Consider the following 15,495-nt stretch of genomic DNA (forward strand, 5'->3'; position numbering starts at 1 on the left):
GAGCGTGGCGCTAGAGTGAACGAGTGCGCAACTACACCACGGAAGCCGACCCGACGCCTCTCGTCGGCCCCCGTCTCGATCATCTCCTCCCGGATCTCATCGCGTTCCGTCGTGATCTTCATGCGCACCCCGAATTGAGCTTTCAGGAATTCCGCACGACGGACCGCATTGTTGCCCGACTTGAGGCAGCAGGTCTTGAGCCGCGGCGCCTCGAGGGGACCGGCGTCGTCGTCGACATCGGCGAGGGGCCCATCGCGACGGCGCTTCGCGGCGACATCGACGCCCTTCCCATCATCGAAGAGACGGGTCTCTCGTTCGCCTCGCTGAACCACGGCGTCACGCATGCGTGCGGGCACGACGTCCACACGACGTGTGCCCTCGGTGCCGCCCTCGTGCTCGCGGACAAGCATCGCGAGGAGCCGCTCGGCGCAACGGTGCGGGTCATCTTCCAGCCGGCCGAGGAGACGATGCCGGGGGGCGCCCTCGCCTGCATCGATCAAGGCGTCCTCTCCGGCGTTCCGCGCATTATGGCGCTGCACTGCGATCCCAGGATCGAGGTCGGACGCATTGGGACGCGGATCGGTTCGATCACCTCGGCCTCGGACACGATCAGGATTGAGCTCGTCGGACGGGGCGGACATACCTCGCGCCCCCACCTGACCGAGGACCTCGTGTTCGCCCTCTCGCAGATCGCGATCAACGTCCCGGCCGTCCTGTCCCGGCGCGTCGACGTCCGGAGCGGCGTTTCGATGGTCTGGGGCCAGATCGCTGCCGGAGCCGCGCCCAACGCTATTCCCGCCGTCGGCCACATGGCAGGCACCATGCGCTGCCTCGATCGCGAGGCGTGGCACAGCGCCGGCGAACTCCTCGACGAGGTGGTCCAGCAGGTCGCCGCGCCCTACGGGGTAGATGTGCGGCTCGAGCACACGCGGGGCGTGCCGCCGGTCGTGAACTCCGAGCACGAGACGGCGCTCATCGAGGCAGCTGCCCGGGCGGAGCTCGGGGAGGCTGCCGTGGTCCTGACGCCACAGTCGATGGGCGGGGAGGACTTTGCCTGGTTCCTCGGCGAGATCCCGGGTTCCATGTTCCGCCTCGGCATCGCGACGCCGGGCGGCGAGGAGTATGACCTCCACCGCGGCGACCTCATCGTCAACGAGGGTGCTATTGCGTGCGGCGTTCGGGTTCTCGCGGCCGCAGCGCTCCGCAGCGTGCGGGATCTGTGACCTTGCAGTCATTGGAGGGCCTGTCAGAGGCTGAGGCTGTCGACTGGGACGAGCTGGCCGCCCTTGCCCACGCATCGATGCGGAAGGCCTATGCCCCGTACTCGCGTTTTCCGGTGGGCGCGGCGGCGCTGCTCGACGACGGGCGGACGGTCTGCGGATGCAACGTCGAGAATGCATCCTATGGGCTCACCCTCTGCGCTGAGTGCACGCTCGTCGGCCAGATCCAGATGACCGGCGGTGGAAGGATCCGCGCCTTCGCGTGCGTCGACGGCGAAGGCAGGCCGCTCATGCCTTGCGGGCGCTGCCGTCAGCTCCTCTATGAATTCCGCGCCCCCGGCATGCAGCTCATGACTGCCCGCGGTGTCCGTTCAATCGAAGACATCCTCCCGGATGCCTTCGGGCCCGAAAACCTGGAAGCGCCCGAGGAGGGAATGTGAGCGACGCATTTGAGCCGGGCAACCCGACGGAATCCTTCGACGCCGTCGACGTCATCCGTACCAAGCGGGACCGCAAGGATCTCTCGGACGATCAGATCGAATGGGTCGTCGACGCCTACACCCGCGGGGTCGTCGCGGAGGAACAGATGTCCGCGCTCGCCATGGCGATCCTGCTCAACGGGATGACGCACCGCGAGACGGCGCGCTGGACTGCGGCCATGACAGCGTCGGGGGAGCGCCTCGACTTCTCGGCGCTGCGGGCACCCGGAGGGGGAGTCCGGCCCACGGCGGACAAGCATTCCACCGGGGGAGTCGGCGACAAGATCACGCTTCCCCTCGCCCCGCTTGTGGCCGTGTTCGGGGTCGCAGTACCCCAGCTTTCCGGCCGGGGGCTGGGCCACACAGGCGGGACCCTCGACAAGCTCGAGTCGATCCCCGGGTGGCGTGCCACCCTCAGCAACGATGAGCTGATGGCTCAGCTCGAAGGGGTGGGCGCCGTCGTCTGCGCTGCAGGCAGCGGCCTCGTGCCGGCCGACAAGAAGCTCTACGCGCTCCGCGACGTCACGGGAACGGTCGAATCAATTCCGCTCATCGCCTCGTCCATCATGAGCAAGAAGATCGCCGAGGGCACCGGATCACTGGTCCTGGATGTCAAGGTCGGTTCGGGAGCCTTCATGAAGGACGAGGCGCAGGCGCGGGAACTCGCTGAGACCATGGTCGCCCTGGGCTTGGACGCCGGAGTCAAAACGGTCGCGCTCCTGACCAACATGTCAACGCCGCTCGGGCTCACGGTCGGCAATGCCATCGAGGTCGAGGAGGCCGTCGAGGTGCTCGCGGGCGGAGGCCCGGACGACGTCGTCGAGCTCACGGTGCGCCTCGCCGAGGAGATGCTCGCGTGCGCGGGGGTGCACGACGCCGACCCGGGCCAGGCGCTCCGCGACGGCCGGGCGATGGACGTGTGGCGGCGGATGATCGCAGCCCAAGGCGGCGACCCGGATGCCGTGCTTCCGGTAGCGCGCGAATCCGATGTTGTCTACGCCGCGGCAGACGGAGTTCTCGTCGAACTCGACGCCCTCAAAGTCGGAGTGGCTGCGTGGCGCCTCGGTGCAGGCCGGGCGCGCAGGGAAGATACTGTGCAAGCGGCGGCGGGGGTACGGCTGCACGCGAAGCCGGGCGCGTTTGTCCGCGCTGGCGAGCCCCTCATGACGCTCCTCACTGACAGCCCGGACCGCTTCGCGCGGGCGAAGCAAGCGCTCGAAGGCGCTGCCGTGATCGCGCCCGCCGGGGCGCGTCCGGCCCAGATGCTTGTCATCGACCGGGTCGCGTGAAACGCTGAAGGCGACCTTAGCGGCGCCAGGGGACAGCGCGGCTACGCGGAGGGAATAACTCCAGCGGATGGCAGCACGCTCAAGGGCGTGCGACACTGAAATGAGCCCGCCGCACAAGGAGCACCATCGCATGCTGAACGTTCTGGATCACGCGATTCTGCATGCTGCTGGGCAGTGGTGGATTTATCCGATCTTGCTCGTCTTCTTCTTCATCGACGGCTTTGCGGTCATCGCTCCGAGCGAGACGCTCATCGTCGCACTTGCAGCCTACTGGCGTCACAGCGGCGAGCCCAATCTGTGGATCCTCGGGCTGACGGCGCTCGTGGGGGCCATAGCCGGGGACAACACTGCGTACATGCTCGGACGCGGAATCGGAATCGATCGCTGGCGGTGGATGCGCCGACCGAGAGTGCAGAAGGTCTTCGCGTGGGCGCGGCACGAGCTCGATAAACGCGGAGCAGTCCTCATCTTCACCGCGCGCTATATCCCATGGGGCCGTGTGGCGGTCAACTACGTGGCAGGTTCGACTCGATTCCGTCATCGGACCTTCTTCTGGCTGGACGCGTTCGCGTGCCTGACGTGGGTCGGGTACTCGCTGGGCGTCGGCTTGCTGGCGAGTTCCTTCCCGTGGCTGCACCACAACCCGCTTGGGAGCGCTGCCGTCGCAGTCGTGTTCGCGCTCATCCTCGGGGTCATCCTCGATCACCTGATCACGATGCTCCACCGTTGGCGAGACGCGAAGGACGCGGAGCGGGCAGCGGCACGCGCAGAGGCAGCGCGTCGCTCGCACCTCAGTCAGCATCCAGAGGCCGGACTTTCGACGGATGACTATGCCCCGCACCGCGGTGGTGCCGAGGGCCCGGCTGGTGCGCGCCGTGGCCCTTCCCTAAAGTTGGACCGTGACTGAGCCGATCATCGATGCTGCCCCTGATCTGACCTTCGACCTTCGTTCCCTTCCCAAGGTCTCCCTCCACGACCATCTCGACGGCGGCCTGCGGCCTGCCACGATCATCGAGCTCGCCGCAGAGATCGGGCATGAGCTGCCCTCCACCGAACCCGTGGCCCTGGCTCAGTGGTTCCGCGAGTCCGCCGATTCCGGCTCGCTCCCGCGCTATCTCGAGACCTTCGACCACACGGTTGCCGTGATGCAGACGGGGTCAGCGCTGCGACGCATCGCCCGCGAGTTCGTTGAGGATCTCGCGGACGACGGCGTGGTGTACGGCGAGGTCCGATGGGCGCCTGAGCAGCACCTCGCCCGCGGACTCACCCTCGATGAGGCTGTAGAGGCCGTGCAAGAGGGAATCGAGGAGGGCATCGCGAAGGTCGAGGAGTCAGGGCGCGTCATCGCTGTCGGCCAGCTCATCACCGCCATGAGGCACGCCGACCGTTCGCAGGAGATCGCAGAGCTCGCCGTGCGGCATCGCGAGCATGGCGCTGTCGGCTTTGACATCGCCGGCGCCGAGGACGGTTTCCCGGCATCCCGTTTCGCGGACGCCTTCACGTACCTTGCCCGCCGGAACTTTCCCGTGACTGTGCACGCTGGCGAGGCGGCGGGGCTCGCGAGCATCCAGTCCGCCCTTGTCGACGGCCGCGCGCTGCGCCTCGGCCATGGTGTCCGCATCGCCGAGGACATCTCGGTCGAGGAATCGGGCGAGGTCGACGAGGACGGGGTGCCGATCTTGGACGTCTCGCTCGGCGAACTCGCGGCCTGGGTCCGCGACCGCGGGATCCCGCTCGAGCTCTGCCCGTCATCGAACCTTCAGACCGGCGCCATCGCGCCTTGGGGCGAGGACATCCTCGACCACCCGATCGACATGCTCTACGAGCTCGGGTTCAAGGTCACCGTGAACACGGACAACCGACTCATGAGCGGCGTGACCCTCACGGACGAATTCGAATTGCTCGTCGAGGCGTTCGACTACGACCTCGATGACCTTCTCGAGCTCACGCTCAACGCGGCAGAGGCGGCATTCCTTCCGCTTGAGGACAGGGAAGACCTCGTGGAGTTCATCAACGAGGCCTACGGAAGCCTCGGCGAGTAAGGCCTCCCAAGGTGAGCGTCGCCGTCGACCGTCTTGTGGAGGTGGTCCGTCTCCTCCGTGAGCACTGCCTGTGGACGGCGGCGCTCACACACGCCTCGCTCGTCGAGTACCTCGTCGAGGAGTCCTACGAGCTCGTAGAGGCCATCGAGGATCGGCAGCCCGAGGAGGAGCTCAAGGGGGAGCTCGCTGACGTCTTGCTTCAGGTAGTGCTGCACGCCGAGATTGCGCGTGAGCGGGGAGCCTTCGATCTGGACGCCGTGGCCGAGGCTCTCACGGCCAAGATGATTCGCCGTAATCGGCACGTTTTCACGGCCGACGGCGGGCTGCAGCCGAGCTTTCCTGCGACGGTCGAGGAGATCATCGCCTCATGGGATGCGGCAAAGCGCGACGAAAAAGCTGAGCGGGCGGCGGCCGCCGATCGGGACGACGTCCTCCCGCCGCGAGCCCGAGACGGCGAAGCAATCGAGGGCCTCCCTCGCCATCTCCCAGCCCTGGCGCTCGCAGACAAGGCGCTCGGGCGAGCCGAGCGGCGCAGGGCCCTCGACGGCGCCGAGCCTCCGCCTGCGGACAGTGGGGGGTCTGCGCGAGCTGAGTTTGTGACCGAAGACGAGCTGGGCGACCGGCTTCTGGACATCGTCCAAGCCGCGAGATCACGCGGATTCGACGCGGAGCGCGCCCTTCGGGCTGCTGTTCGGCGCATTCTCGCGTGACTGATCGGATCACTCACCTTGGCAACCCCCCTCCAGAGCTGTACTTTCAGAAAAGCGAACTGGCAGAGGGTGCTGGGCGCGGACATGGGAGGGGACGTCATGAAGAAGATGCGAATTGCCGGGGTTGTGGCGGTACTGGCCGGTCTTGTCGGGGGAGTGGGTCTCGCGCCGGCCACGGCCGACTCCGGATGCGCCGACGGCCGAGTCTGCTTCTGGACCGACATCAACTACGGAGGGGCAAAGTACAGTGCGCCATACCGTAACGGCTATGTCGGCTGGATGAATGATCAGGCGAGCACTTTTCGGATCGGTAAGACGGTCGACGATAGGTATCACTATGTGATGTTCTACGAGAATGCCGGGTTCTGGGGAAGCAGGTTCTATGCAAAAGAATTTCAAGCTTTCAACCTGACGTCGCTGGCTTTTCCTGGAGGCGGCAGCTGGAACGACAAAATCAGTAGCCACGACGAAGCTTACTGAACCGTGCCTCTTACACGATCTATCGTTGTTGGGGCGGCAGCCTCGGCTCTTCTTCTAGCTGGCTGCGCCGGTTTTCCACAGGAAGGTTCGTCGGCTGGGAGTGCGACGCCTTCGCCAGTCGACCGTTCGCCCTTCGCGCACATAAAAGCAGCGCTGGACGAGGGGACGGCGAGCATCCGTCTTCCTCTGGACGATTACGTCTTCTCCCCCGAGGAGTGGGAAGTGGTGTCGTCTGCCAATGCATTTCTCGTTGAACAGTGTGTGAAGGCCCAGGGCCGACCCCTTCTCGAAGGGCACACTGACTTCGAGGTAAGAGAAAATCGGCGCTATGGCCCATGGGTGATGAAGCTCGCAGAAGTCAATGGCTGGGAATCCGTCCGGATCAAAAGAGCGGACGGGATTTATGATTCTGGTGTCCGCTACGGCCCAGACGGGCCTCCTGGCGACGCCGTCGAAGCTTCTCGCGAGTGCAGGTCCGAGCTTGAGTCAACGGGTGATCTGATTCCTGAGATGACCCCGGGTTGGGCGGCTACTGCCAACACGGTGGTTGGGCAACTTTCCTCGCAGGCCACGGATCTCACGTACCGCGATCCGGAGTATCGGCAAGTCAACGCTCAATGGCTGGCATGCATCAAAGCCGAAGGCCTCACACTCGATCCCGCGAACGGCGAATGGGGTGTGGCACGGGGGAACTCATCGAAGGAACAGCAGATCCGCGACGCAGTCAAGGACGTGCGGTGCAAGCAGAAGCACTCGGTGATGCAGCGGTTGTCCGATATTGAGGCGCAGTACCAAGCTGCGCTCATGGCCCCAAAAGAAGCCCAGCTCGCCGAGTTGGCCAAGGCGAAGCAGGACGCGCTGGCGAGAGCGCGCAAGGTCCTGGCTGAGCATGGGGCGTAAGAGGCGTGGCTCTCGGGAGTTGAGGAGCTCCGAGGGAAGCCCTGACGCTCCTGGACGCATTCCCTTTGGGGGTCGGCCCGGCGTCATTTCCGTGTTCGTCTTCCTCGTGGTCGCGAGCATTGCGTGCAGCTATTGGCTCGGCACCCTCGTTCGTTCCCCGGACGACCTAACGCTCCGGCAGGCCCCTGAGACCGTCCGTGTGACAGCAGCCGTCGAGGAACGAGTGGTTACCTCAAGCCTGAGCGTCCAAGGGAATGTGAGCGGTGCGCCGACTCGGGAGATCAGATTCGAGGGATCCTCGGGCGGTGCGAGGCAGGTTGTCACGTCGGTGGCAAAGGCCCAGGGCAATCCGGTCGCGTTCGGCGACCTCTTGGCCACGGTCTCGGGCGTTCCGGTCTTCCTCCTGCCCGAGGACGTCCCGCTCTACCGTGACCTGCGCCAGGGCGATACCGGCCCCGATGTCTCGGCGTTCCAGACGCTGCTCTTGCGTCTGGGCTATCTGCGCGGGGCTGCTACCGGCACGATGGACGCCCGCACCGTCACGGCCGCAGTCCTCTGGTACAAGGGCCAGAAGCAAAATCTGCCTGAGCGCGAGGGCAAACCGTACATCGCTGTAGATCACTTCGCCTTTGGGGCGGGCGAGGGTTCCGTACGTGTCGGCCCGGCCGTCGGGCAGAGGCTCGAGCCGGGGAAGCCGCTGTTCGTCCTGTCTGCGGGCCAGCAGGCGGTCACTTCGCGGTTCACGGTGCCGGAAGCCGATTCGGTGAAGGTTGGAACGGCCGTGACGGTCAGAGGATCGGGAGGGGCCAGTTTCGCCGGGAACATTGCATCCATAGGGCCGTTCCAGAGCAACGAGGCCTCGAAGGAACAGCGTGCCGGCCATGATGTCCGCGTCGAGCTGTCCGCCCAGGACGCTGCCGCCCTCAAAGAGGCGAGCACAGTCTCCGTGACGGTCAGCGGCCAGGGAAAGCGTGGGCCCGCCGTGCCGTTGAGCGCCATCAGACAGGGATCAGAGGGGACGTTCGTCACGCGCGAAGCCGAGCAGGGGGCCGCGGGCTCGTCACCGTCCGCGCGGGATGTGGCCGTCAAGGTCCTCGCCCAGGAAGGCGGGTGGGCCAGCATCGACGCGAGCCCCGAGCTTCCTGTGGGAACAAGGGTCATTGTCAGGTGAGTGTGGCTCAGGCGGCTTTCCGGACGGACTCAATCTCCCGGCCTGCAATCTCCCTGCGCGGCGTCGCCAAAAGCTTCGACGAAGGCACGGTTGCCCTGCGGGGCTGCGACCTCGATATCGAGGACGGCGACTTCGTGGCGATCGTCGGCGCCTCCGGCTCGGGCAAGTCCACGCTCCTGAACATCATTGGAACGCTGGATAGGGCTGATGAGGGGGAGTATTTCCTGCACGGGTGCCCCGTCGGGAGCCTGCGGGAACGCGATCTCTGCAGACTCCGCAAGGAGACTTTCGCTTTCGTCTTCCAGGAATCCCACGTCCTCCGCGAGGAGACGACCGCCCGGAACGCGGCGCTCGGACTCCGGGTGCAAGGCATCCGACGGCGGGACCGGGCGAGGGCAGTAGCCCGCGGACTCGCCCGAGTGGGGCTCGGCCATCGATGGTCCACGCGAGGCCGCCACCTCTCGGGCGGGGAAAGGCAGCGGCTTGCCTTCGCGCGTGCTGCCTCGACGAGCGCACCCATCCTGTTGGCGGACGAGCCCACAGGGAACCTCGACTCCCGGAACGGCGAAGAGCTCATCCGCCAGCTCAGGCAGCTCAACGCAGAGGGGACGACCGTCGTCGTCGTGACCCATGACGAGCGGGTTGCAGCGGCAGCCAGACGTCGGATCCGCATCGTGGACGGCGAGGTATCCGAGGACGAGGCGCCCCCGGCTCTCATGAGCGCGGCCGTCGCTCCCGCCTCTCAGGAGAATCCGCGCAGCACGCGCTGGGACCCCCTCGATGACATCTCTGACGCGCTCTCGTCCGCGACGTCCCGGATCGCCCGCAGTGCAATGGTTGTCCTCGCGTTTGCGCTGGGTGTCGCCGGGCTCACGGCCTCAGTCGGCCTGAGCGAGAGCGCCGCCGCTCAGGTGTCGCAGCGCATATCCGCCGCGGCGCTCGATGAGGTCACAGTCACTGCTGCAGGCGAACCGACGCTCGAGCACGAGTTCTTCGCCACAATGGACCAGATTCGCGAAAGGCTTGGCCGCCTCGACGGAGTGCGGGGCACGGGCGTGAACGCCACGCTCTCGAGTCAGGAGTATTCGGTCACTGTCCTTCCGCCCCAGAGCGTCCCAAGTCAGTCCCGGTTCAGGGGAGAGCTCATGGCGGCCGACGGCGACTGGCTGGGTTTGCAGGGCGCGGAGGCCTCAGGGCGCGGCAGCTTCGCGGCGTTCGACGCCGCCACCCGGCAGGGGAGGCCGGCGGCCGTCATCGGCGAGGGAGCGGCCAGAGCTCTCGGCCTGGAGAGCAACGCCATCGGCCAACAAGTGTGGATAGACGGGCGCAGAATCGACGTCATCGGGGGACTGCGGGGCGCGAGCCGCGCTCCGGGACTCCGGGACGCCGTCGTCGTCAACTTCGCATCGCTCGCCGGGCGTGCAGGGCTGAGCCCGGTTCTCCTCGTGCGGACCGAGGACGGCTACCCTGCTGCGCTGCGCTCGGCTATCCCGCTGGCCCTCAACCCCGCGCAGCCGGGCGCGTATACGGTCTCGTTGACGGCGGACCTCCGTTCGCTCCGCCGGGGAGTCTCAGCCGATCTCGCTGATCTGGTCCGCGTGGTCTCATGGGCCCTCCTGCTGTTCTCGGGCCTCGGCGCTGCCTCCGCGATGTACCTCGCGGTCCAGTCCCGCTCTGCGGAGATCGCCCTGCGCCGGGCTCTCGGCGCGAGCCGCCTCTCGATCGCCAGGATCTTCCTGCTCGAAGGAGCCGTGCTCGGGCTGGGCGGCGGCCTACTGGGTTCGGCGCTCGGGGTGGGGGCCGTCGTCGTCTACTGCCTCCTTCAAGGTTGGACGGCAGTCTTGAACTCAGAGCTGGTGGCACTGGGGACGGGTCTCGGGGCCGTCGTAGGCGTCGTGGCCGCCGTGTATCCGGCTTGGGCGGCCGCAACGGGCTCCATTGCGGAGCGCATCCGTGGCTAGAGGAGTCACAGTGTCGCGCGTGTCCCGCGCGCCCACTAGGCTGTGGGTGACACCGAGGTCATCCACGCGTAACTCTCGCGTGCCCAAACGCTCCGTTCACCATTGCTCACCATTGCAAGGAGTTCATCCATGGCCCTTATCGATGCCATCCACGCCCGCGAGATCCTCGACTCCCGCGGCAACCCCACGGTCGAGGTCGAGGTCCTCCTGAGCGATGGCTCGCTCGGGCGCGCCGCGGTTCCCTCGGGCGCTTCGACCGGCGAGTTCGAGGCGGTGGAGCGTCGCGACGGCGACAAGGGCCGCTACCTCGGCAAGGGAGTCCAGCAGGCCGTCGAGGCTGTTGTGGATCAGATCGCCCCTGCCCTTCAGGGCTTCGACGCAACCGATCAGCGCGCGATCGATCAGGCGATGATCGATCTCGACGGCACGCCCAACAAGTCGAACCTCGGTGCGAACGCGATCCTCGGCGTCTCGCTTGCCGTGGCCAACGCCGCGGCGGACTCCGCGAACCTCCCGCTGTACAAGTACCTCGGCGGCCCGAACGCGCACGTCCTCCCGGTACCGCTCATGAACATCCTCAACGGCGGTTCCCACGCCGACTCGGACGTCGACATCCAGGAATTCATGGTCGTCCCGCTCGGGGCCGAGACGTTCTCGGAAGGCCTGCGCTGGGGAGTCGAGGTCTACCACGCGCTCAAGGGTGTCCTGAAGGAGAAGGGCCTCGCGACCGGCCTTGGCGACGAGGGCGGGTTCGCTCCGAACCTCCCGTCGAACCGGGCCGCACTCGAGCTCATCACCGAGGCGATCAAGAAGGCCGGCTACGAGCCCGGCAAGGATGTTGCACTCGCGCTTGACGTAGCCTCCTCCGAGTTCTTCAACGACGGTGCGTACCAGTTCGAGGGCCAGTCGCGTTCGGCTGCGGACATGAGCGCCTACTACGAGGAGCTCGTCCGTGACTTCCCGCTCGTCTCGATCGAGGATCCGCTCGACGAGAATGACTGGGACGGCTGGAAGACCCTCACCGACGCGATCGGAGACAAGGTCCAGCTCGTGGGCGACGACCTCTTCGTCACCAACCCGAAGCGACTCCAGCAGGGCATCGATGCGAAGACCGCGAACTCGTTGCTCGTGAAGGTGAACCAGATCGGTTCGCTCACCGAGACGCTCGACGCCGTCTCCCTCGCCCAGCGCGCGGGCTACACGACCATCACGTCCCACCGTTCGGGCGAGACGGAAGACACGACGATCGCGGATATCGCTGTCGCCACGAACGCAGGCCAGATCAAGACCGGCGCCCCTGCCCGTTCGGAGCGCGTCGCGAAGTACAACCAGCTCCTCCGGATCGAGGAAGAGCTCGACGACGCCGCCCGCTACGCCGGGCGCAGCGCGTTCCCGCGTTTCAAGGCCTAAACCCCGGCCGGTCTCCCCGGCTCAGCAGGTCGCGGCGGCTATGGTTGAACGAGACCATAGCCGCCGCTGCCGTTTCTGGAGGGATTTCCATGGCGACGAGACGCCCGCAGGTGCCCCGGTCCGTCCGGGCCGCCGGCGCCCAGACGGCCTCGCCGGCATCCGCTGCGAAGGGCGACGACCACCACGAGGCGCCCTACAGGGCTGCCGGTGAGCGGGCGTCGTCGTCCGCCACGGGCCGCACGACGACGACGGCCACGCGCGCTCGAGCTGCATCCACAAGCAGGGCCGCCACGCCCCGCGCCTCCGCGCCCAGGCTCTCCGCGGCCCAGCGGTCCGCGGCGCGCGACCAGCAGCCTGTGCCTGCGCGAGCCTTTTCGGGCCGCATCCTCGCGCTCGCCCTCGTGCTTGTCGCGGTCACGATCATGCTTGCCCCGACCATCCGTGTCTTCTTCAGCCAGCGCGCCGAGATCCACTCGATCCAAGCTGACATCGCGGCCAAGCAGACCGATCAGACGAACCTCAAGGACGAGATCTCCCGCTGGCAGGATCCGGCCTATGTGCAGCAGCAGGCGCGCGACCGGATTAATATGGTCATGCCCGGAGAGACCTCCTACTGGGTCTTCGGAGACGCTGGCACGTCCTCGTCCTCGGGCAGTGCGACGAGCGCAGCCACCTCGGGCTCGTCTCCCTCGGACGTCCCTTGGACGCAGTCCCTCTGGGACGCTGTGCGCCGCGCCGCGACCCAGTGACCCCTGCTCCGGCTGCCCCAGAAAGGACACCGTGACAGATCCGACTGCTGTGACCCCGCAGGACCTCGAGGTCATCAGCCGCCAGCTCGGGCGCCCTGCGCGCGACGTGGTCGAGGTGCCGGCGCGCTGCGTGTGCGGCAATCCGCTCGTCGCGGCCACGGCCCCGCGGCTCTCGAACGGGACGCCGTTCCCGACCACTTTCTATCTGACCCATCCAGTCGTCACGTCGGCGGTCTCGCGCCTTGAGGCGGCGGGCGTCATGAACGAGATGAACGAGCGGCTCTCGGCGGAGCCCGAACTGGCCGCTGCCTACCGCGGCGCGCATGAGGCGTATCTGGCCGAGCGCGGGCGCGTTGGTGAGCGGGCCGGGACCGGGCCTGTTCCCGAGATCGACGGCGTCTCGGCCGGCGGCATGCCGGAGCGGGTCAAATGTCTCCACGTTCTGGTCGGCCAGTCGCTCGCGATGGGTTCCGGAATCAACGTGCTCGGCGACGAGGCGATCGAGCGGATCGCCGAATGGTGGACTCCAGACCGCTGCTACTGCTCGGGCGCTTGGGATAGCGAGTCCCCAGCTCCGAGCAGGGATCTCAGCCGTCACGGTCCCCAAGGCCTCCCGTCGATGACGGGGCGAGCCGCGCCGGTGCGGAAGCGTGCCAGCGAGCAGGCCAGTTCCGGGGAGGCCAGGTCCCCGGAACCCCGTTCGGGGGCCGGATCAACTGAGGGGGAGGACGCATGAGAGTCGCCGGGATCGATTGCGGCACGAATTCCATCCGTCTGCTGGTGGCGGACACCCAAGACGGCGCTCGTCACGGCGGCGCGCCCGTGCAAGACGCCGCCCACACTCCGGTGCGACTCACCGACGTGCACCGCGAGATGCGGATCGTGCGCCTCGGACAAGGGGTCGACGCGACGGGCCTCCTCGCTCCGGAAGCGCTTGAGCGCACCTTCGCGGCCGTCGAGGACTATGCCGCGACCATTCAAGGTCTCGGCGCGGAACGGGTTCGCTTTGTAGCGACCAGCGCGACCCGGGACGCGCGCAATCGTGACGAGTTCGTCGAGGGAATCCGGTCCAGGCTTGGGGTCGAGCCCGAGGTGGTCCCCGGGAGCGAGGAAGCGTCCTTGAGCTTCGCGGGCGCGGCGAGCGTCCTGCCTCTCCGAGCGGGCGAGCCGGTCCTCGTCGTCGACCTCGGTGGCGGCAGCACCGAGTTCGTCCTGGGAGACGCCGAGGGCGTCATCGCGGCGCGCTCGGTCGACATCGGCTGCGTGCGCCTCACCGAGCGGCACCTCCGAAGCGACCCACCTACGGGTTCGGAGATCGCCGAGGCGCAGGACGACGTCGACCGCGGCATCGAGGAGGCACTCGCCGAGGTGCCCCTCGCCGCCGCAACAGCCGTGATCGGGGTCGCGGGTTCGATCACGACGATCACCGCTCACGCCCTTGCACTGCCTTCGTATCAGCCGGAACGCATCCACGGCTCAGAGCTCGCGCTTCCCCAGATCGAGGCGGCCTGTGGGTCGCTCCTCGGCATGAGCCGTGAGCAGCGGATCGCCCTTCCCTACATGCATCCAGGGCGCGCAGACGTCATCGGCGCCGGAGCTCTCGTGTGGCGGAGGATTCTCGAGCGGATGGCGGAGCTGACCGAGGGCAGGATTGCGACCGCGATCACGAGCGAGCACGACATCCTCGACGGTATCGCGCTCAGCACGCTGGGCGACGCCGCGAGCTGACGCATGCGAGTTCTGCCCCGATCGTCCCGCCCCGCGGTGAAGCTCTTCGCCGTCTTTCTCGCAGCTTTGACGTCCCTCGCGCTCGTCGCTGTAGCTGTTCTCGCTCCCGCGCTCCCAGCCCGCGCAGACACCGTGCGGGACGGCGAGTACTGGCTTTCCGAGTTCGGCATCGACAAGGCCTGGAACGTGTCGAAGGGCGCCGGAACGACCGTTGCCGTCATTGACAGCGGAATCAACGGCGACATTCCGGACCTCCAGGGCGCGATCTCGGGAGGGACCGACGTCTCGGCGAGCGGGCAGCCGGATGGCCAGAAGCCCATCGGTGCGGAACCTGTGCATGGGACGCTCGTCGCCTCGGTCCTAGCTGGTCGCGGCCACAACGCGGACGGTTCTCCGGTCGCTTCGGGAGCGATTGGTTCTGACGGCGTCGTGGGTGTTGCCCCCGAGGCCAAGCTCCTGACTGTCTCGACCTGGCTCGGCTCCGTGAACCCCTCGGGCCGCACCGACATGCAGCAGATCCCCGACGCGGTTCGCTGGGCGGTGGATCACGGTGCGAAGGTCATCAACATGTCCCTCGGCAGTTCCTCGCCGGATTGGCCGCCGAGCTGGGATGCGGCCTTTCTGTACGCGGAGCAGAAGGATGTAGTCATCGTGGCCGCGGCCGGAAACAGGGGCGCCGGCAACGTCCAGGTCGGCGCGCCGGCCACCATCCCAGGCGTCCTCACCGTGGCTGGCCTTGACCGCCAGGAGCACGCAAGTGTGGACGCCTCGTCGCAGGGCGTGAGCATCGGAGTATCTGCCCCCGCAGAACAGCTAGTCGGTGACCTGCCGGACGGAACGTACGCGCAGTGGGCCGGATCCTCGGGGGCTGCTCCGATCGTCGCCGGGGTCGCTGCCCTCATTCGGTCCAAGTGGCCCCAGATGAGCGCGGACCAGGTCATCAACCGCATCATCTCAACGGCGAAGGATGCGGGCGCGCCCGGCCATGACCCGATCTACGGCTACGGGATCCTCAACGCCGAGGCCGCCCTCACAGCCGACGTGCCGGAGACGAAAGTCAACCCGCTCGGCTCGATCGCAGACTGGATCCGCGTCCACCGTCCGGACGCCGCAGCTCCTCCCTCAACCCCGCTCGCGCCGACCCAGCCGCCGTCGACCGAGCCGCCGCTCGCGGAGGCGACACCCCCGGCGCCGGTAGCTTCCGCGGGCTCATCGCCGTGGCCCGCAGTTGTAGTCCTGGGCTTCGGCGGCCTCCTTCTCGTGATCCTCGTGGGCGGCACGTGGCACGTCCTCGCCGTTCGGAGAAGAGACGCCGAAAAAGATAGTGAAACTTTTCACAAACTGCTACAGTAGTGA

The 15,495-nt window shown here is 67.2% G+C and carries 15 protein-coding genes; all 15 read left to right on the forward strand.

Annotation, left to right across the window (positions count from 1 at the left end; all coding sequences use genetic code 11):
• The first annotated feature begins 23 nt into the window (after window positions 1-23).
• Window positions 24-1,223 (forward strand): amidohydrolase, encoded by a 1,200-nt coding sequence (locus LK10_RS13020; protein WP_043124389.1) that lies wholly within the window; start codon window positions 24-26, stop codon window positions 1,221-1,223.
• Complete coding sequence (locus LK10_RS13025; protein ID WP_408021457.1) at window positions 1,220-1,660, forward strand: cytidine deaminase; 441 nt, start codon at window positions 1,220-1,222, stop codon at window positions 1,658-1,660. Before LK10_RS13020 ends, LK10_RS13025 begins: the two co-directional genes overlap by 4 nt.
• A complete protein-coding gene (locus LK10_RS13030; protein ID WP_043124391.1) occupies window positions 1,657-2,988 on the forward strand; it encodes a thymidine phosphorylase in 1,332 nt (443 codons plus the stop codon). The genes LK10_RS13025 and LK10_RS13030 overlap by 4 nt, the downstream gene beginning before the upstream one ends.
• A 130-nt stretch (window positions 2,989-3,118) precedes the next feature.
• The gene (locus LK10_RS13035) at window positions 3,119-3,895 is read left to right on the forward strand and encodes a DedA family protein (RefSeq protein ID WP_081998516.1); all 777 of its coding nucleotides are present in this window, start codon (window positions 3,119-3,121) and stop codon (window positions 3,893-3,895) included.
• The gene (locus LK10_RS13040) at window positions 3,888-5,030 is read left to right on the forward strand and encodes an adenosine deaminase (RefSeq protein WP_043124394.1); all 1,143 of its coding nucleotides are present in this window, start codon (window positions 3,888-3,890) and stop codon (window positions 5,028-5,030) included. The genes LK10_RS13035 and LK10_RS13040 overlap by 8 nt, the downstream gene beginning before the upstream one ends.
• An 11-nt stretch (window positions 5,031-5,041) precedes the next feature.
• Complete coding sequence (locus tag LK10_RS13045; RefSeq protein ID WP_043124397.1) at window positions 5,042-5,740, forward strand: MazG nucleotide pyrophosphohydrolase domain-containing protein; 699 nt, start codon at window positions 5,042-5,044, stop codon at window positions 5,738-5,740.
• A 99-nt stretch (window positions 5,741-5,839) separates the two neighbouring features.
• Complete coding sequence (locus tag LK10_RS13050; RefSeq protein ID WP_197061937.1) at window positions 5,840-6,220, forward strand: peptidase inhibitor family I36 protein; 381 nt, start codon at window positions 5,840-5,842, stop codon at window positions 6,218-6,220.
• A gap of 222 nt (window positions 6,221-6,442) precedes the next feature.
• Window positions 6,443-7,120 (forward strand): hypothetical protein, encoded by a 678-nt coding sequence (locus LK10_RS13055; protein ID WP_156144162.1) that lies wholly within the window; start codon window positions 6,443-6,445, stop codon window positions 7,118-7,120.
• A 91-nt stretch (window positions 7,121-7,211) separates the two neighbouring features.
• Window positions 7,212-8,291 (forward strand): efflux RND transporter periplasmic adaptor subunit, encoded by a 1,080-nt coding sequence (locus LK10_RS13060; protein WP_043124404.1) that lies wholly within the window; start codon window positions 7,212-7,214, stop codon window positions 8,289-8,291.
• Entirely contained in the window at window positions 8,288-10,252 is a 1,965-nt protein-coding gene (locus tag LK10_RS13065) for an ABC transporter ATP-binding protein/permease (protein WP_156144163.1), read from the forward strand. Before LK10_RS13060 ends, LK10_RS13065 begins: the two co-directional genes overlap by 4 nt.
• Before the next feature lie 129 nt (window positions 10,253-10,381).
• On the forward strand, window positions 10,382-11,662 hold the full coding sequence (gene eno, locus LK10_RS13070) for a phosphopyruvate hydratase (RefSeq protein ID WP_043124412.1): 1,281 nt from the start codon (window positions 10,382-10,384) through the stop codon (window positions 11,660-11,662).
• Window positions 11,663-11,751: 89 nt separating this feature from the next.
• Window positions 11,752-12,411, forward strand: coding sequence for an FtsB family cell division protein (locus tag LK10_RS22650; RefSeq protein WP_043124414.1), 660 nt, complete (start codon window positions 11,752-11,754; stop codon window positions 12,409-12,411).
• A 31-nt stretch (window positions 12,412-12,442) separates the two neighbouring features.
• A complete protein-coding gene (locus tag LK10_RS13080; RefSeq protein ID WP_043124416.1) occupies window positions 12,443-13,147 on the forward strand; it encodes a DUF501 domain-containing protein in 705 nt (234 codons plus the stop codon).
• Window positions 13,144-14,139 carry a Ppx/GppA phosphatase family protein gene (locus LK10_RS13085; protein WP_043124418.1) on the forward strand — a complete coding sequence of 332 codons (996 nt, stop codon included), beginning with the start codon at window positions 13,144-13,146 and terminating at the stop codon, window positions 14,137-14,139. The genes LK10_RS13080 and LK10_RS13085 overlap by 4 nt, the downstream gene beginning before the upstream one ends.
• Window positions 14,140-14,142: 3 nt before the next feature.
• Complete coding sequence (locus tag LK10_RS13090; RefSeq protein WP_081998519.1) at window positions 14,143-15,492, forward strand: S8 family serine peptidase; 1,350 nt, start codon at window positions 14,143-14,145, stop codon at window positions 15,490-15,492.
• Window positions 15,493-15,495 lie beyond the last annotated feature (3 nt).

The organism is Sinomonas humi (assembly GCF_000802235.1).
GTDB classification, from domain to species: Bacteria; Actinomycetota; Actinomycetes; order Actinomycetales; family Micrococcaceae; genus Sinomonas; species Sinomonas humi.